17 protein-coding genes are annotated in these 17,134 nt (G+C 63.1%); 12 read left to right on the plus strand and 5 right to left on the minus strand.

The window, feature by feature from the left end; all coding sequences use genetic code 11:
- The first annotated feature begins 54 nt into the window (after nucleotides 1-54).
- Entirely contained in the window at nucleotides 55-927 is an 873-nt protein-coding gene (locus X726_RS162915) for a helix-turn-helix transcriptional regulator (protein ID WP_023668210.1), read from the plus strand.
- Between the two features lie 9 nt (nucleotides 928-936).
- On the opposite strand, the gene X726_RS162910 is transcribed toward X726_RS162915, so the two are convergent.
- Nucleotides 937-1,566, minus strand: coding sequence for a TetR family transcriptional regulator C-terminal domain-containing protein (locus X726_RS162910; protein WP_023668211.1), 630 nt, complete (start codon nucleotides 1,564-1,566; stop codon nucleotides 937-939).
- Nucleotides 1,567-1,821: 255 nt separating this feature from the next.
- Between X726_RS162910 and X726_RS162905 the strand changes: the two genes are divergently transcribed.
- From X726_RS162905 to X726_RS162880, 6 genes are all read left to right on the plus strand, one after another.
- On the plus strand, nucleotides 1,822-3,150 hold the full coding sequence (locus X726_RS162905) for an aspartate aminotransferase family protein (RefSeq protein ID WP_023668212.1): 1,329 nt from the start codon (nucleotides 1,822-1,824) through the stop codon (nucleotides 3,148-3,150).
- A gap of 139 nt (nucleotides 3,151-3,289) precedes the next feature.
- On the plus strand, nucleotides 3,290-3,709 hold the full coding sequence (locus tag X726_RS162900; RefSeq protein WP_245260016.1) for an endonuclease domain-containing protein: 420 nt from the start codon (nucleotides 3,290-3,292) through the stop codon (nucleotides 3,707-3,709).
- 3 nt (nucleotides 3,710-3,712) lie between these two features.
- Nucleotides 3,713-4,972 carry a Zn-dependent hydrolase gene (locus X726_RS162895; protein ID WP_023668214.1) on the plus strand — a complete coding sequence of 420 codons (1,260 nt, stop codon included), beginning with the start codon at nucleotides 3,713-3,715 and terminating at the stop codon, nucleotides 4,970-4,972.
- 62 nt (nucleotides 4,973-5,034) lie between these two features.
- On the plus strand, nucleotides 5,035-6,486 hold the full coding sequence (gene hydA, locus X726_RS162890; protein ID WP_023668215.1) for a dihydropyrimidinase: 1,452 nt from the start codon (nucleotides 5,035-5,037) through the stop codon (nucleotides 6,484-6,486).
- Nucleotides 6,483-6,860, plus strand: coding sequence for a hypothetical protein (locus X726_RS162885; RefSeq protein ID WP_023668216.1), 378 nt, complete (start codon nucleotides 6,483-6,485; stop codon nucleotides 6,858-6,860). The genes hydA and X726_RS162885 overlap by 4 nt, the downstream gene beginning before the upstream one ends.
- A 16-nt stretch (nucleotides 6,861-6,876) precedes the next feature.
- Nucleotides 6,877-7,260, plus strand: a complete 384-nt coding sequence (locus X726_RS162880) for a hypothetical protein (RefSeq protein WP_023729378.1) — start codon at nucleotides 6,877-6,879, stop codon at nucleotides 7,258-7,260.
- Nucleotides 7,261-7,277: 17 nt separating this feature from the next.
- On the opposite strand, the gene X726_RS162875 is transcribed toward X726_RS162880, so the two are convergent.
- Nucleotides 7,278-7,688: a cupin domain-containing protein gene (locus tag X726_RS162875; protein ID WP_023668218.1), complete on the minus strand. Its 411-nt coding sequence runs from the start codon at nucleotides 7,686-7,688 to the stop codon at nucleotides 7,278-7,280.
- A gap of 104 nt (nucleotides 7,689-7,792) precedes the next feature.
- On the opposite strand from X726_RS162875, the gene X726_RS162870 reads away from it, so the two are divergent.
- From X726_RS162870 to X726_RS162855, 4 genes are all read left to right on the plus strand, one after another.
- Nucleotides 7,793-8,584: an ABC transporter ATP-binding protein gene (locus X726_RS162870; RefSeq protein WP_023668219.1), complete on the plus strand. Its 792-nt coding sequence runs from the start codon at nucleotides 7,793-7,795 to the stop codon at nucleotides 8,582-8,584.
- A 330-nt stretch (nucleotides 8,585-8,914) separates the two neighbouring features.
- Nucleotides 8,915-9,793, plus strand: coding sequence for an ABC transporter permease (locus X726_RS162865; protein ID WP_023668221.1), 879 nt, complete (start codon nucleotides 8,915-8,917; stop codon nucleotides 9,791-9,793).
- Nucleotides 9,790-10,944: an ABC transporter permease gene (locus X726_RS162860; protein ID WP_023668222.1), complete on the plus strand. Its 1,155-nt coding sequence runs from the start codon at nucleotides 9,790-9,792 to the stop codon at nucleotides 10,942-10,944. The genes X726_RS162865 and X726_RS162860 overlap by 4 nt, the downstream gene beginning before the upstream one ends.
- Nucleotides 10,945-10,982: 38 nt before the next feature.
- A complete protein-coding gene (locus X726_RS162855) occupies nucleotides 10,983-11,954 on the plus strand; it encodes an ABC transporter substrate-binding protein (RefSeq protein WP_023668223.1) in 972 nt (323 codons plus the stop codon).
- A gap of 48 nt (nucleotides 11,955-12,002) precedes the next feature.
- Here the strand turns inward: X726_RS162855 and X726_RS162850 are convergent, their stop codons facing one another.
- The gene (locus X726_RS162850) at nucleotides 12,003-12,461 is read right to left on the minus strand and encodes an Lrp/AsnC family transcriptional regulator (RefSeq protein WP_023668224.1); all 459 of its coding nucleotides are present in this window, start codon (nucleotides 12,459-12,461) and stop codon (nucleotides 12,003-12,005) included.
- A gap of 123 nt (nucleotides 12,462-12,584) precedes the next feature.
- Between X726_RS162850 and X726_RS162845 the strand changes: the two genes are divergently transcribed.
- Nucleotides 12,585-13,868, plus strand: coding sequence for a cystathionine gamma-synthase family protein (locus X726_RS162845; protein WP_023668225.1), 1,284 nt, complete (start codon nucleotides 12,585-12,587; stop codon nucleotides 13,866-13,868).
- Between the two features lie 388 nt (nucleotides 13,869-14,256).
- On the opposite strand, the gene X726_RS162840 is transcribed toward X726_RS162845, so the two are convergent.
- Both X726_RS162840 and X726_RS162835 read right to left on the minus strand, forming a co-directional pair.
- The gene (locus tag X726_RS162840) at nucleotides 14,257-15,906 is read right to left on the minus strand and encodes a thiamine pyrophosphate-binding protein (RefSeq protein WP_023668226.1); all 1,650 of its coding nucleotides are present in this window, start codon (nucleotides 15,904-15,906) and stop codon (nucleotides 14,257-14,259) included.
- Nucleotides 15,903-17,078, minus strand: a complete 1,176-nt coding sequence (locus X726_RS162835; RefSeq protein ID WP_023668227.1) for a CaiB/BaiF CoA-transferase family protein — start codon at nucleotides 17,076-17,078, stop codon at nucleotides 15,903-15,905. The genes X726_RS162840 and X726_RS162835 overlap by 4 nt, the downstream gene beginning before the upstream one ends.
- Nucleotides 17,079-17,134 lie beyond the last annotated feature (56 nt).

The following is a 17,134-nucleotide window of genomic DNA, read 5'->3' on the forward strand; positions in this document are numbered from 1 at the left end:
GCCCAAACAGTTCAAACTTTATCCTGGTATATCAATACTGCTATAATAGCTCTCATGGATGCCCCCACGCACTCCGCTGAAGACAGCCGCCGGCGCGAGCTTGGCGCCTTCCTGCGCTCGCGCCGCGAAAGATTGACGCCGTCCGCCACCGGCATCGCGACCGGCCTGCGGAGACGCACGCCAGGCTTGCGTCGCGAGGAAGTGGCGATGATCGCCGGCGTCGGCACCACCTGGTACACATGGCTAGAGCAGGGGCGCGAGGTCAGACCCTCGGTGGAGGTGCTAGCGGCGCTCAGCGAAGCGCTGCGCCTCGACGCCGTTGAAAGGCGGCATCTGTTCATCCTGGCAGGCCGCCAGCAACCGGAGAACCGCGTGGCTGCGCCGGAAAAGGTCGATGGCCCGCTAATGCATATGCTGGAGAGCCTGGTGCTGCAGCCGGCCTATGTCGTCGGGCGGCGCTGGGATGTGCTGGCCTGGAATCCGGCGGCGGTAGCGGTGTTCGGTGATTATGGCCTGCTAGAGGGCGACGCCCGCAACATCGTCCACATGGTGTTCACCAATCCGCATCACCGGCGCCTGCTGGTTGACTGGGAGCAATTGGCGCGCACCGTGCTGGCCTCGTTCCGGGCGGAAAGCGCCCGCTATGTGGGCGATGCGGATTTCGAGCGGCTGATCGTGCTTATGACGCGCTCAAGTCCGGAGTTTCGCGACTGGTGGCCGCAACGCGACGTGGCACGCCGATTGTCGGGGGTGAAACATGTCCGACATCCGAGCGCCGGCGCCATGACGTTCGAGCATATGAGCCTGTCGATCGACGACGGCTCGGACATGAAGCTGATCGTCTACACGCCGCTGGCCGAACAGAATTCGATCGAGAAGCTGCAGAATTTGCTTGAGGCGATGTCGGCGGAGCGCCGCAGCGCCTGACGCCCAAGGTCAGCCCTTCGGCTTCAGCCCATCAATGAACAACTGCTCCAGAAACCGCGCCGCATCCTCGAAGCGGCCGTCGCCGCCGCGATCGGGCCCAAGCACCGCGCGGACCTGGACATCGAAATCGGCATAGTGCTGCGTCGTCGCCCAGATCGAAAAGATCAGGTGCCAGGGATCGGTGCGGGCGATTTTTCCTGCGCGCATCCAGCCCTTGATGACGTTGGCCTTCTCGTCGACCAGCGTTTTCAGCTCACCCGCCAGCAGCGGCATGATGCGCGGCGCGCCTTGCAGGATCTCGTTGGCGAACAGCCGGCTTTCCCTGGGAAAATCACGCGCCATTTCGAGCTTGCGCCGGATGTAGCTCCTGAGCTCGGTCAGGGGGTCGCCGATGTCGTCGAGTTCACGTAGCGGCGCCAGCCACGTCGCCAGCAGCCGCTCCATCAGCGTTTCGTGGATGTCTTCCTTGCGGCGGAAATAGTAGAGCAGGTTCGGCTTCGACATCCCGGCGGCCTCGGCGATCTGGTCGATGGTCGAACCGCGAAAGCCGTTGGCGGAGAAGACTTCGAGGGCTGCCTCCAGGATCAGTTCGCGCTTTTCCTGCTGGATGCGGGTGCGGCGAGGGGCTGAGCCTTCCATGGCGCCGCTCACCCCTGCAAGCCTTGGCCGCAGGGTTCATCTGGACCAATTCTCTGGACCAGTTTTTCTCTTACCCGTGGAGCGCACTTCGCAGGCCGCATTTCCGCTAGTAATCCCTTGACCGCCGACAGGGCGGTGCTAACGTTTGTCCAATCGGTCAAAAATTTGCGTAGCATGAAAACGCAGCAAAGACCAAGCTTTGGAAAGACCAAGCGTTAGCCGCACCGAAACAGGTTACAAGGGGAAGTCTTGGTCATGTCCAACCGGCTGAAAGTCACGCCGAACGATCTCAGCGCATTCTGGATGCCGTTCACGGCAAACCGGCAGTTCAAACAGGCGCCGCGCATGTTCGTGTCCGCCAAGGACATGCACTACACCACCAGCGACGGCCGCAAGGTGCTCGACGGCACCGCCGGCCTCTGGTGCGTCAATGCCGGCCATTGCCGTCCCAAGATCACCGAGGCGATCCAGCACCAGGCGGCCGAACTCGACTATGCGCCGGCCTTCCAGATGGGCCACCCCATCGTGTTCGAGCTGGCCAACCGCCTGGTCGATCTCGCGCCCAAGGGCATGGACCATGTCTTCTTTACCAATTCCGGTTCGGAATCGGTCGAAACGGCGCTGAAGATGGCGATCGCCTATCACCGTGTGAAGGGCGAGGGCGCGCGCACCCGCCTGATCGGCCGCGAACGCGGCTATCACGGCGTCAATTTCGGCGGTATCTCGGTCGGCGGCATCGTCACCAACCGCAAGATGTTCGGCACGCTGCTCGGCGGCGTCGACCACATGCCGCACACGCATCTGCCGGAAAAGAACGCCTTCTCCAAGGGCGTGCCGGAATATGGCGCGGAACTCGCCAACGAGCTGGAGCGCATCGTTGCCCTGCATGACGCCTCGACCATCGCCGCCGTCATCGTCGAACCGGTCGCCGGCTCCACCGGCGTCATCCTGCCGCCGAAGGGCTATCTGCAGAAACTGCGCGAAATCTGCACCAAGCACGGCATCCTCTTGATCTTCGACGAGGTTATCACCGGTTTCGGCCGTCTCGGCGCGCCGTTCGCAGCGGATTATTTCGGCGTCACGCCCGACATCATGACCACCGCCAAGGGCGTCTCCAACGGCGTCATCCCGATGGGCGCGGTGTTCGTGAAGAAGGAAATCCACGACGCCTTCATGACCGGCCCCGAGCACATGATCGAGTTCTTCCACGGCTACACCTATTCGGGCAATCCGATTGCGTGCGCCGCGGCACTCGGCACGCTCGACACCTACAAGGAAGAGGGCCTGCTGACCCGCGGCGAGGAACTGGCGCCCTACTGGGAAGATGCGCTGCATTCGCTGAAGGACGAGCCGCATGTCATCGACATCAGGAATATCGGCCTGATCGGCGCGATCGAACTGGCGCCGATCGCCGGCAGCCCGACCAAGCGGGCCTTCTCGGCCTTCGTCAAGGCGTTCGAGCGCGGCGCGCTGATCCGCACCACCGGCGACATCATCGCGCTGTCGCCGCCACTGATCATCAGCAAGGGCCAGATCAACGAATTGATCGACCATGTCAGAGAAGTGCTGAGGGCGATCGATTGACAAACCGGGCGCGGATAGCCCTCCCCCTCGAGGGGAGGGTGGCCGCGAAGCGGTCGGGTGGGGTCGGTGCGACCGGACGCCGACCTGCTCTTTTGTTCCAAGGCCGCTCCTGATGCCCCGTACCCGCGTGAGCTTCGAAATGCGCCAGAAGGCGCGAGCGCTTCGAGTTCACGCGACCAAGGGAGAATCGCTGCTGTGGTATGAACTGCGGGACCTGAAATCAGCCGGCATCAAGTTTCGCCGTCAGTGCCCGATTGGGCCGTACATCGTGGATTTTGCCTGCTTGGCGGTGAAGCTGATCGTTGAGGTCGATGGCGACATGCACGAACACGACAGGGGTAGGCGGCACGATGCCGTTCGCGATGCTTATCTGCGATCGCTCGGATTTGAAGTCTTCCGTGTTGACGAGCCCGATGTCATAAACAGCGCTTGGCACGTCGCGCAGGTGGTCAAAGAGAAGGTCGCGCGCGTCGCGGGCGACCCCACCCGACCGCTTCGCGGCCACCCTCCCCTCGAGGGGGAGGGGGACGCCGCCGCCCCGCAACCGATGAGGTTTTAGAGCATGGCCGCCCCAGGCGAGAATCTGCGAATCAATTCAGACCGTTTGTGGGATTCCATCATGGAGATGGCGAAGATCGGCCCCGGTATTGCCGGCGGCAACAATCGCCAGACCGTGACCGACGAGGACGGCGAGGGACGGCATCTGTTCAAGCGCTGGTGCGAGGCGGCCGGGCTCGAAATGGGGCTCGACGAAATGGGCACCATGTTTGCCCGCCGGGAAGGCGCTGATCCCAGCCTGCCGCCGGTTTATGTCGGCAGCCACCTCGACACGCAGCCGACCGGCGGCAAATATGACGGCGTGCTCGGCGTGCTCGGCGGGCTGGAGATCATCCGCTCGCTTAACGATCTCGGCATCCAGACCAGGCATCCGATCGTCGTTACCAACTGGACCAATGAGGAAGGCTCGCGCTTTGCCCCGGCGATGATGGCGTCCGGCGTGTTCGCCGGTGTGCTCGATCAGGCGGACGTGTATCAGCACACTGATAAACAGGGCAGGAAATTTGGCGAGGAGCTGGAGCGCATCGGCTGGAAAGGCACCGAGAAGGTCGGCGGTCGCAAGATCCACGCCTTCTTCGAACTGCATATTGAGCAGGGGCCGATCCTCGAGGACGAAGGCATCGACATTGGCGTCGTCACCCACGGCCAGGGCCTGAAATGGCTGCAGGTAACGCTGACCGGCAAGGAGGCGCATACCGGCTCGACCCCGATGCCCAAGCGCCGTAATGCCGGTCTAGGCATGGCGCGCGTGGTCGAACTGGTGCACGAGATCGCCATGGACTACCAGCCCGACGCCGTCGGCGCGGTCGGCCACATGGAGGTGTTTCCGAACTCGCGCAACATCATCGCCGGGCGCACCGTCTTCACCATCGACATCCGTTCGCCCGAGAAGGAAGTGCTGGACGCGATGGATGGGCGCATACGCGAAGGCATCGACACGATCTGTGAGGCGCTCGACATCCAGTACAAGGTCGAGCAGGTCGGCGCTTTCGATCCGGTCACCTTCGATGCCGGCTGCGTCAAGGCGATCCGCGACGCCGCCGATCGGCTCGGCNGGCTCGGCTATTCCCACCGCAACATCGTCTCCGGCGCCGGCCACGACGCCTGCTGGATCAACCGAGTTGCGCCGACCGCCATGGTGATGTGCCCCTGCGTTGACGGGTTGTCACACAACGAGGCTGAGGAAATCACCAAGGAATGGGCCGGCGCCGGCGCCAACGTGCTGTTCCATGCGGTGGTAGAGACAGCGGGGATCGTGGCGTGAACTAAGATCTGTATTCAAAACGACGCTCACAAGAAGCGCGAAGAGAACAAGGGAACACGACAATGACCAAAGTTATCCGAAACGGCACCATCGTCACCGCCGACCGAACCTGGAAGGCGGATGTGCTGATGCAGCACGGCAAGATCGTCGCCATCGGCTCGAACCTGCATGGCGACCATGAGTTCGACGCCAGCGGCTGTTACGTCATGCCGGGCGGCATCGATCCGCACACCCATCTCGAAATGCCGTTCATGGGCACCTATTCGGCCGACGATTTCGAGTCCGGGACGCGTGCGGCCCTTTCCGGTGGCACCACGATGGTGGTCGATTTCTGCCTGCCGGCGCCGCAGCAATCGCTGCTGGAAGCGTTGCAGATGTGGGACAACAAGACCTCGAAGGCTGCCTGCGACTACTCCTTCCACATGGCGATCACCTGGTGGGGCAAGCAGGTGTTCGACGAGATGGCCACCGTCGTCGACAGAGGCATTACCTCGTTCAAGCATTTCATGGCCTACAAGGGCGCGCTGATGGTGGACGACGACGAGATGTACGCGTCGTTCCAGCGCTGCGCCGATCTCGGCGCGCTGCCGCTTGTTCATGCCGAGAATGGCGACGTGGTTGCGGCGCTGTCGCAAAAGCTGCTCGCCGCCGGCAATAATGGCCCCGAGGGACACGCCTATTCGCGGCCGCCGGAAGTGGAGGGCGAGGCGACCAACCGCGCCATCATGATCGCCGACATGGCCGGCGTGCCGCTCTATGTCGTGCATGTGTCCTGCGAGCAGAGCCACGAAGCCATCCGCCGCGCCCGCCAGAAGGGCATTCGGGTTTTCGGCGAGCCGCTGATCCAGCATCTGACGCTGGATGAAAGCGAGTATTTCGACAAGGATTGGGACCATGCGGCGCGCCGCGTCATGAGTCCGCCCTTCCGCAACAAGCTGCACCAGGATTCGCTGTGGGCCGGCCTGCAGGCGGGATCGCTGCAGGTGGTGGCGACCGACCACTGCGCCTTCACCACCAAGCAGAAGCGCAACGGCCTCGGCGATTTCACCAAGATCCCGAACGGCACTGGCGGGCTTGAAGACCGCTTGCCCGTGCTGTGGACGACGGGCGTCAACACCGGGCGGCTGACGATGAACGAGTTCGTCGCGGTGACTTCGACCAACATCGCCAAGATCCTCAACATGTATCCTAGGAAGGGCGCCATCGTCGAAGGCGCGGACGCCGACATCGTGGTGTGGGACCCCAGCGCCAAGAAGACCATCACCTCGAAGAAGCAGCAATCGGTGATCGACTACAACGTCTTCGAAGGTTTTGAGGTGACCGGCCTGCCGCGCTTCGTCTTTTCGCGCGGCGAATTGTCGGTCGAGGAAGCGGAGGTCAAGGCCAAGCCCGGCCATGGCGAATTCGTCGCCCGCGAGCCGAACGCGGCGGTCAACCGGGCTCTGTCGACCTGGAAGGACATTACCGCGCCGCGCAAGGTGGAACGCACCGGCATTCCGGCGACAGGCGTTTGACGTTGCGGAGCCCGGGGGCGCTCATTTCACTGGTCGTGGCGATGGTGGTCGCTGGTCCGGCAACAGGGGCCGAGAGGCTGGCCGGCTCCTGGGGCAACGATGCCGGCTGTGTCTTTGCAAAGGCCGGTTTTCAGGGCCGGGACGATTATATCGTGCTGACCGCCGAAGGCATCGAGACCTATGGCAGCGGCTGCCGGTTCGCGCAGCAATTGACGTGGGCGCCGGGCACGCAATCGCTTGATGCGACCTGTTCCGCCGAAGGCGAGGCGGGGACGACGGCTGAAACCGTTGTGGTCACCAACAAGGGCGAGGGTGGGTTCTTCGTGACCATTCCCGGTCTTGAAGAAATGGGGCCGTTGCAACCGTGTTCGTGACGTTGGAGCTGGGGGAATGAGCGCGCGCGGTTTGGGGCCGTCTGTTGCGATGATAGTCGTTCTGGCTGCGGGTCAGGCCCTTGCGGCAGGCATCGACCTGACGAAACCCTATGGGGACAAATATGGCTGCATCAACCGCAATGGCCAGGAAGTCGCCGCCGATCGGATGCTGCTTTTGACCGACGAGGCATTGGTCACCGCCGCCAGCGCCTGCACCTTCACGGACAAGCAGGCGCAGGCTGATGGGTCGCTGGTGGTGACGGCAACATGCGAGGCGGAAGGCGAAGAAGGACAGGAGCCGACCAAATTCACCATCAAGCGCAGCGCCAAGAACGCCAAGAAGCTGACGGTGGCCGACGACGACGGCAATGTCATGGGCGAAGTGGCGCGGTGCAAATGACGGCAGTCCCGTCAGCGTCAGGCCACCAGCGCATCCAGTTCCGGCAACAGGACGACGCTTTCCTGTTCATTGGGATCGGTGCGGGCGATGACGGCCGAGGACGGGGCGTTGCTCAGATTGGCCGGCAGATGCGGTACGCCGGCCGGGATGTAGAAGAGGTCGCCGGCCTTGACGACGATGTGGTTCTCGAGCCTGTCGCCATACCATGTGTGGACCTCGCCCGAGAGCACATAGATCGCCGTCTCATGGCTTTCATGCAGATGCGCCTTGGCGCGGGCGCCAGGCGGCAGGGTGAGCAGATGCATGCAGATGCCGGACGAGCCGACCGTCTCGGCTGCAATGCCGGCAAAATAGGTCAATCCCTGCTTGCCTTCATAAGTGCTTTCAGGACGGATAAGGTGACAAGTGGGTTTGGGCGACATCGGCAAGGCTCCGGGCGTCGATTGGGTGGGATTGGACGAGTGGAAAGCAACATCAACGCGAATGCAACGGCATTTCATCCTGGGCGGCTGCGAGAAGCAGGCAGCAAGCGATGACGGGACGATCGCCAGCCGTCGTCTCGGCAAGCAAACTTGGCCTTACCTTTCAGACCAATGACGGTCCGGTAGAGGCGCTCTCCAAAGTCGACCTGACAATCGGCAAGGGCGAGTTCGTCTCCTTCATCGGCCCATCTGGCTGCGGCAAGACCACCTTGCTGCGCGTCATCGCCGATCTGGAAAAACCGACATCGGGCACGATCTCGGTCAACGGCATGACGCCGGAACAGGCGCGCGAGAAACGCGCTTATGGCTACGTCTTCCAGGCGGCAGCCCTTTTCCCGTGGCGCACGATCGAGCGTAACGTGGCGCTGCCGCTGGAGATCATCGGCCTTTCGAGAGCGGAGCAGGCCGAGCGCATCAAGCGCACGATGGAGCTCGTCAACCTCTCCGGCTTCGAGAAGAAATACCCTTGGCAGCTTTCCGGCGGCATGCAGCAGCGCGCTTCGATCGCCCGCGCGCTCGCCTTCGACGCCGACCTGTTGCTGATGGACGAGCCCTTCGGCGCGCTGGACGAGATCGTGCGCGACCATCTCAATGAACAGCTTCTGGAATTGTGGGCGCGCACCAACAAGACGATCTGCTTCGTCACCCATTCCATCCCCGAGGCGGTGTATCTGTCGACGCGCATCGTCGTCATGTCGCCGCGCCCAGGTCGGGTTACCGACATCATCGAATCGACGCTGCCAAAGGAGCGGCCACTGGACATCCGCGAGACGCCTGAGTTTCTGGCGATCGCGGCCCGCGTGCGCGATGGGTTGCGGGCAGGGCACAGCTATGATGATTGAGGGGGTAGCGAATGAGTGCGGACGTCGCCGCCACGCCTTCGTCATCCTAGGGCGAAGCAAGGAGCGAAGCGACGCGGCGCAGACCCTAGGATCCATGCCGTTACCTATACGGTCCGCAACGGTGCAAAACGGTGCACACGCCGCTGCGCCCGCGAAGGCGAACATTCTCAACCGCTTATACCCCTCGGCCAACGTCACGGAATGGATCCTAGGGTCTGCACGACGCTTCGCGTCGCTCCGCCCTAGGATACCGAGCGCACCGGTGATCGGCCTCCGCTTCGCTCCGGCCACCCTCTTCCCGGCGGGGAGAGGAGAAGGGGAGCGCGCCTGATGGACACCTTCCGCGAAAAACTCATCCCCGTGACCTCCATCCTCCTGGGCGTGGTGGTGCTCTGGTATGTCTTCGCCGTCATCCTAAACGCGCCCTTCCAGCGCGACCTCGACCGGCGCGCCGGGGAAACCCACGACACCGTCGAATTCATCGGCAAGACGCTGTCGCAGCCCAAGCCGACGCTGCCGGCGCCGCATCAGGTGGCGGTGAACTTCTTCGAGAACACCTTCCTGCGGCCCATCACATCGAGCCGAAGCCTCGTCTACAATGCTTGGGTGACCCTGTCGTCGACGTTGCTCGGCTTTGCCTTCGGCACGGCGCTCGGCATCGTCATCGCGGTTGGCATCGTGCATGTGGCGACGCTCGACCGCAGCCTGATGCCGTGGATCATCGCCTCCCAGACGATTCCCATTCTGGCGGTGGCGCCGATGATCATCGTCGTGCTGGGGGCGATCGGCATCAGCGGTCTGATCCCAAAGGCGATGATCTCGACCTACCTGTCGTTCTTCCCGGTGACGGTTGGCATGGTGAAGGGCCTGCGCTCGCCCGAACTCATGCATCTCGACCTGATGCACACCTACAATGCCAGTGTCTCGCAGACCTTCTGGAAGCTGCGGGTGCCGGCCTCGGTGCCGTTCCTGTTCACGTCGATGAAGGTGGCGGTGGCGGCGAGCCTGGTCGGCGCCATTGTCGGCGAACTGCCGACCGGTGCTGTCGCCGGCATCGGCGCCAAGCTTTTGGCAGGCGCCTATTACAGCCAGTCCATCGACATCTGGTCCGCCCTTGTGGCGGGCTCGGTGGTGGCGGCCCTTCTGGTCATGGTGGTCGGCATAGCCGGGCGCCTCGTTGACCGCGCGATGGGCGGGAGGCCGGCATGAACTGGCTGAAGCCCTCCTGGCAAGCCGTGCTGGCCATTGCGCTGTGCCTCGTCGCCGTCGCGCTCGGTGCGATGTCGAAGCCGGAAGCGGCCGCCCTTGCAGACCCGACAGCAAGCTTCGACTACCCCTATTTCGGGATAAAGACCCCGATGATCGGCCTGGCCGTGCTGGCAGGGCTGATCTCGATGATCAGAATTTCGCCGCTGGCCGAGGCTGCGGTGCTGTTCATCGGCGCTCATCTCGTCGCCTGGATGCTGATCTCGGGCATTACAGGGTTCGAAGGCATGGCATTGGCGCCGTATTTCCTGCTGCTCGCCGCTGCCTGGCTGCTGGCATGGCGCTGCGTCGCCGTGCTGTCGGGGCTTCGCCCGATGGCAAAAGGGGCGCGGATGGCGCTGCGCCTCATCATACCGGCGATCTTCGGCGCCTGGATCCTGATCATATGGGAAGCGATGACGCGTGGCGCCGGCATTCCCTTCATCCTTTTGCCACCGCCGAGCGCCATCGGTGTGCGCATCGCCAGTTCCCTGCCGGTGCTCGGCGCCGATATCAGGCAGACCATCTTCAAGGCGGTGATCTTCGGTTATGTCATCGGCAGCGGCGCCGGCTTCCTGGTGGCGATTGCGGCCGACCGCGTGCCGTTCCTGCGCCGCGGTCTGCTGCCGATCGGCAATATGGTCTCGGCGCTGCCGATCATCGGTGTGGCGCCAATCATGGTGATGTGGTTCGGCTTCGACTGGCCGTCCAAGGCCGCGGTCGTCATCATCATGACCTTCTTCCCGATGCTGGTGAACACGGTTGCCGGTCTTGCCGCCTCCGGCCATATGGAGCGCGATTTGATGCGCACCTATGCGTCGGGCTACTGGCCAACACTCTTGAAGCTCAGACTGCCGGCGGCAGCGCCCTTCATCTTCAACGCGCTCAAGATCAACTCGACGCTGGCGCTGATCGGCGCCATCGTCGCCGAGTTCTTCGGCACGCCTGTGGTCGGCATGGGCTTTCGCATCTCGACCGAGGTCGGGCGGATGAACATCGATATGGTCTGGGCCGAAATCGCAGTTGCAGCACTGGCGGGTTCGGTCTTTTATGGCGTGGTCGCTCTCGTCGAGAGAGCCGTCACGTTTTGGCATCCCTCTGTCCGTGGTGGATAGGGCGGTGGGTTCGGGTGTTAACTTCAGAGGGTAAAAACATGAAAAGACTGATCATTCCGATGCTGGCCGGCGCGATGTCGCTGGGCGCGTTCCAGGCAATGGCCGCCGACAAGGTGACCTTGCAGCTGAAATGGGTCACGCAGGCGCAGTTTGCCGGCTACTATGTCGCCAAGGCCAAGGGTTTTTATGAAGCCGAAGGCCTCGACGTCGACATCAAGCCGGGCGGTCCCGATATCGCACCCGAGCAGGTGATCGCCGGCGGTGGCGCCGACGTCATCGTCGACTGGATGGGTGGGGCGCTCGCCGCGCGCGAAAAGGGCGTGCCGCTGGTCAACATCGCCCAGCCGTTCAAGAAGGCCGGCATGGAGCTGGTCTGCCCGAAGGATGGCCCGATCAAGACCGAAGCCGATTTCAAGGGTCACACGCTCGGCGTCTGGTTCTTCGGCAACGAATATCCTTTCTACGCCTGGATGAACAAGCTCGGCCTGAAGACCGAAGGCGGCCCGGATGGCGTCACGGTTTTGAAGCAGAGCTTCGACGTGCAGCCGCTGATCCAGAAGCAGGCGGATTGCATTTCGGTCATGACCTACAACGAGTACTGGCAGCTGATCGATGCCGGCTACAAGCCGGACCAGCTCACCGTGTTCAACTACTCGGCGATGGGCAACGACCTGCTTGAGGACGGGCTCTATGCCTCGGAAGACAAGCTCAAGGATCCGGCTTTCGAAGACAAGATGGTGCGTTTCGTGCGCGCCTCGATGAAGGGCTGGAAATATGCCATCGACAACAATGACGAGGCCGCGGGCATTGTCATGGACGGCGGTGGCCAGGACGAAAACCACCAGAAGCGGATGATGAGCGAAGTCGCCAAGCTGATCGACAATGCCGACGGCAAGCTCGACCCGGCGACCTACGAGCGCACCGCCAAGGCGCTGCTCGACCAGAAGATCATCACCAAGGCGCCGACCGGCGCCTACACCACGGCCATCACCGACAAGGCGATCAAATAAGCCTGGCCAGGCAATTTCGACCTCGAGAGCGGCGCCTTTGACCAAATGTCAGAGGCGCCGTTCCTTTATGGTGTTCATGACGAAGCTGGTCTCGATCGAAGCGACGCATTTCAGCCGCGCGATCTTTTCCTTGATGAAGCGCTCGTACTGTTCGAGGCTGCCGGTCACCACCTTCAGCACATAGTCGCGCGCCCCGGTGACGAGGTGGCATTCCAGCACCTCTTCCCACCCGCGGATGGCGTCCTCGAACATGACGATCTCGTCCTCGTTCTGGCGGCTGAGCCGGACGGTGGCGATGGCGACCATGTTCCACCCGAAGGCGGCCGGGTCGACCAGCGTGGTATAGCCCCTGATGATGCCGGCCTCCTCCAGCCGGCGTACCCTCCTCAAACATGGCGACGGCGACAGGCCGATGCGCTCCGCCAGCTCATTGTTGGTGATGCGGGCGTCGGCCTGCAGCTCGCGCAGGATCTTGCGGTCGAAATCGTCGGCTATCTTCTGTTGCACTTTTGCTCTCGCTCGGCAATTTGTTGCCGGAATGCAGCCATGCGAGGCCGAAAATAGCAAGGACTGGTGGACCGGGATCGCATAAATTGCTGGACGAGACTCCTCCAGAACGCAGGAAAAGCCATGACCGCGCCGCGCCCGTCGAAAACCCACATCGGCAACCACAAGCTCCATCCGGAAACGTTGATGTTGAGCTATGGCTTCGATCCGCAACTGTCGGAAGGCGCCGTCAAGCCGCCGGTGTTCCTGACCTCGACCTTCGTGTTCAAATCGGCGGAGGAGGGACGCGACTTCTTCGACTACACATCCGGCCGCAAGGAGCCGCCGAGCGGCACGGCGTCCGGCCTGGTCTATTCGCGCTTCAATCATCCCAACTCGGAGATCGTCGAGGACCGGCTGGCGGTCTATGAGGGAACGGACGCCTGCATCCTGTTCTCGTCGGGCATGTCGGCGATCGCCACGACGCTGCTCGCCTATGCCCGGCCGGGCGATGTCATCCTGCATTCGCAGCCGCTTTACGGCGGCACCGAGACGCTTTTGACGCGCACGCTGTCCGGCTTCGGCATCGGCGCTGTCGGCTTCGCCGACGGCGTCGACGACAAGGCGGTGCGGGCCGCTGCTGATGCAGCGGTGGCGAAGGGGCGTGTCTCGGTCATTCTCATCGAAACGCCGTCGAATCCGACCAACAGCCTGGTCGACATCGCACTGATCCGGAAGTTTGCCGACGAGATCGGCGCAAGCCAAGGATCAACGCCGATCATCGTCTGCGACAACACGCTGCTCGGCCCGGTGTTCCAGCGACCGATCGAACATGGCGCGGATGTCTCCGTCTATTCGCTGACCAAATATGTCGGCGGCCATTCCGACCTGATCGCCGGTGCGGCGATGGGCAGCAAGGCGGTGACCAAGCCGATCAAGGCGCTGCGCGGCGCCATCGGCACGCAACTCGACCCGCATTCCTGCTGGATGCTCGGCCGCTCGCTGGAGACGCTGTCCATCCGCATGGAGCGCGCCAACGACAATGCGCGGCTCGTGGCCGAATTCCTGCGCGATCACGCCAAGGTCGAGAAGGTGCATTACCTGCCGTTCCTGGGCGAGGATACGGCAGCGGGACGGGCCTACAAGGCGCAATGCAGCGGCGCCGGGTCGACATTTTCTTTCGATATCAAAGGCGGAGAGAAGGCGGCCTTCGCATTTCTCAACGGGCTGCAAATATTCAAGCTGGCGGTGAGCCTCGGCGGCACGGAGTCACTCGCCAGCCACCCGGCGGCGATGACGCACTCCGGCATTCCCTTCGACGTGCGCCAGCGCATTGGCGTGCTGGAGACCACGGTCAGGCTGTCGATCGGCGTCGAGCATCCGGACGATCTTATCGCCGACCTGACGCAGGCGCTGGCAGCGGTCTGATAGCTCGCTTGTAGATATCAGGAAAGGGGCGATCGTCTTGGCAGCGTCGGCGGGACAGCACCCCCCTCTGTTCTGCCGGACATCTCCCCCTCAAGGGGGGAGATCAGCAGCTCTGACCATAGCGCCCTGTCTGCAACGCTGCAGATTGGCGAAGGGCGACATGACATCCAATCTCCCCCCTTGAGGGGGAGATGTCCGGCAGGACAGAGGGGGGTGTGACGGAACTCGGCTTTCGCTGCCAACTTCTCAGCTCTTGTCGCGGATCTGCNGCAGGCGCTGGCAGCGGTCTGATAGCTCGCTTGTAGATATCAGGAAAGGGGCGATCGTCTTGGCAGCGTCGGCAGGACAGAGGGGGGTGTGACGGAACTCGGCTTTCGCTGCCAACTTCTCAGCTCTTGTCGCGGATCTGCGTCATCGTCCGCGTCGGCGTGATCGCCTCGGGGTCGAGCCTGATTTCGACGATCGCCGGCTTGCCGCTGGCGCGGGCACGCTCGAAGGCAGGGGCAAAATCTGCCGTGTTCTCGACCGTCTCGCCGTGGCCGCCATAGGCGCGGGCAAGAGCGGCAAAGTCAGGGTTCTTCAGATCGGTGGCGACGACACGGCCGGGATAGTCGCGCTCCTGGTGCATGCGGATGGTGCCGTAGATGCCGTTGTTCACGACGATAACGATGATCGGCAGGTCGTATTGCACGGCGGTAGCGAATTCCTGTCCGTTCATCAGGAAGCAGCCGTCGCCGGCAAAGGCGATCACGGTGCGGTCGGGATGGAGCGCCTTGGCGGCGACCGCAGCCGGGGTGCCGTAACCCATCGAACCGGAGGTCGGCGCGCCTTGGGTGGCGAAGCGGCGGAAGCGGTGGAAGCGGTGCACCCAGGTGGCGTAATTGCCGGCGCCGTTGGTGAAAATGGCGTCATCGGGCAAAATCTTTTCCAGATAGTTCATGATCGGCCCCATCTGGACCGGGCCGGGGCCGGTCTCAGGCGGCGTCGACCAGTCGAGGTAGGCAGCGTGTGCTTTCGCTGTCTCATCCGCCCAGGCTGGCGTGGAGGTTGGCTTGCGCTTGGCAAAAGCCTCGACGAAGGCCGAAGGCGAAGCGTTGATCGCCAGGGTCGGCCGGTAGACGCGGCCGAGTTCGCCGGCATCGGCATGGACATGGACCAGCGTCTGGTCGGGGTAAGGGCTCTTCAGCAACGTATAGTCGGAGGACGGCATCTCGCCCATGCGGCCGCCGATCAGCAGCACCAGGTCGGCCTGCTTGATGGCGGTGGCCAGCTTCGGGTTGATGCCGATGCCGACATCGCCGGCATAGTTCGGGTGCAGATGGTCGAACAGCATCTGGCGGCGGAAGGAGCAGCCGACCGGCAGCGACCAGGCCTCGGCAATGGTGCGCATACGTGCCACCGCTTCCTCGTCCCAGCGTGTGCCGCCGAGGATGACGAAGGGACGCTTGGCTTTGGCCAGAAGCTTTTCCAAAGCATCGAGTTCGGCTTCGCCGGGCCGGGTTTCGACCGGCGTGTGCGGCAAGGCCGCGGGCGCGTCGACAAGACTGGTCAGCATGTCCTCCGGCAGCGAGACGACGACGGGGCCGGGGCGGCCCGATGTCGCGACAGCAAAGGCGCGGGTGACGAGTTCGGGGATGCGCGCGGCATCGTCGATCTCCACCACCCATTTGGCGATGTCGCCGAAGAAGCGCTTGTAGTCGACCTCCTGGAAAGCCTCGCGCTCCTTGGCGTGGCTGGCGACCTGGCCGATGAACAGGATGACGGGTATCGAATCCTGCATGGCAATGTGAATGCCGGCCGACGCATTGGTGGCGCCGGGGCCGCGGGTGACGAAGCAGATGCCGGGCTGGCCGGTCAGCCGCCCCTGGCAGTCGGCCATCATGGCGGCGCCGCCTTCCTGTCGGCAGACAATGGTGCGGATGGGCGAGTCATGCAATGCGTCGAGCACCGCGAGATAGGATTCGCCGGGCACGCAGAAGATGCGGTCGGTGCCGTTCGCCTCGAGTGCGTCGACAATCAGTTGTCCACCGGTCTTCATCGTCCAGACTTCTCCAGTTCGGCAAGAATTTCTTCGGTATGTTCGCCAAGGCGTGGCGAAGGGCGTTCATAGACCAGCGGTGTGCCGGACATCACCATCGGCGCGCGCACCGAGGGCAGACGATTGCCATGGCCATCGTCGAGGTCGAGGCGCATGCCGCGTGCGATCGTCTGCGGGTCGGCAAACATCTGGCCGATATTGTTGATCGGGCTCGCCGGCACGCTTGCCGCTTCGAGCTTGGCCAGCAACGGGTCTCGGTCCCAGTTCTTCAGCGTCTCGATCATGTGCTCGCGCAATTTCACCCGGTTGGCGACGCGGGCCGGATTGGTGGCGAAATCGGGATTCGCTGAGAGATGGTCGAGTCCGACGGCGGCGCAGAATTTGGCGAACTGGCCGTCATTGCCGACCGCCAGGATGATATGGCCGTCCCTGACCGGGACAACCTCATAGGGCGCAATGTTCATATGCGCATTGCCCATCTGCACCGGCGCCTTGCCGGAGACGAGATAGTTGAGGTTCTGGTTGCCGAGTGCGGAAATCTGCGTGTCGAACAGAGCCATATCGATATGCTGTCCCTGGCCGGTCTTTTCGGCATGGCGAAGCGCTGCCTGGATGGCGATCACCGAATAGAGGCCGGTGAAGATGTCCGATATGGCGACGCCGGCTTTTTGCGGCTCGCGCCCGACCTCGCCGGTGATCGACATCATGCCGGCCATGGCCTGGATGATGAAATCATAGCCGGCGCGGGGTGCGTAAGGCCCATCCTGGCCGAAGCCGGTGATCGAGCAGTAGACGAGCTTTGGATTGATCGCCTTCAGGCTCTCGTAATCGAGCCCGTATTTCTTGAGGCCGCCGAGCTTGAAGTTCTCGATCAGAATGTCGGCCGTGGCAACCAGCCGGCGCACCGTCTCGGCCCCTTCGGGCGTCGAGAAATCGACGGCGATGGAGCGCTTGCCGCGATTGCAGGAGTGGTAATAGGCGGCCGACAGGTTCTCGCCATCATGGCTCATGACGAAGGGAGGACCCCATTTGCGGGTATCGTCGCCGCCATCGGGGCTCTCGACCTTGATGACATCGGCGCCGAGATCGGCCAGCAATTGTCCTGCCCACGGGCCGGCCAGGATGCGGGCGAGTTCGACGACGCGGACGCCTTTCAGCGGAGGTTCAGCCATAAATCACCAAAAACGGGTCGGAACCGCAGCCTCTATCAACCCGGGATGCCGCTGTC

The sequence above is a fragment of the Mesorhizobium sp. LSJC285A00 genome (assembly GCF_000503155.1).
In the GTDB taxonomy this organism is placed as follows: Bacteria; Pseudomonadota; Alphaproteobacteria; order Rhizobiales; family Rhizobiaceae; genus Mesorhizobium.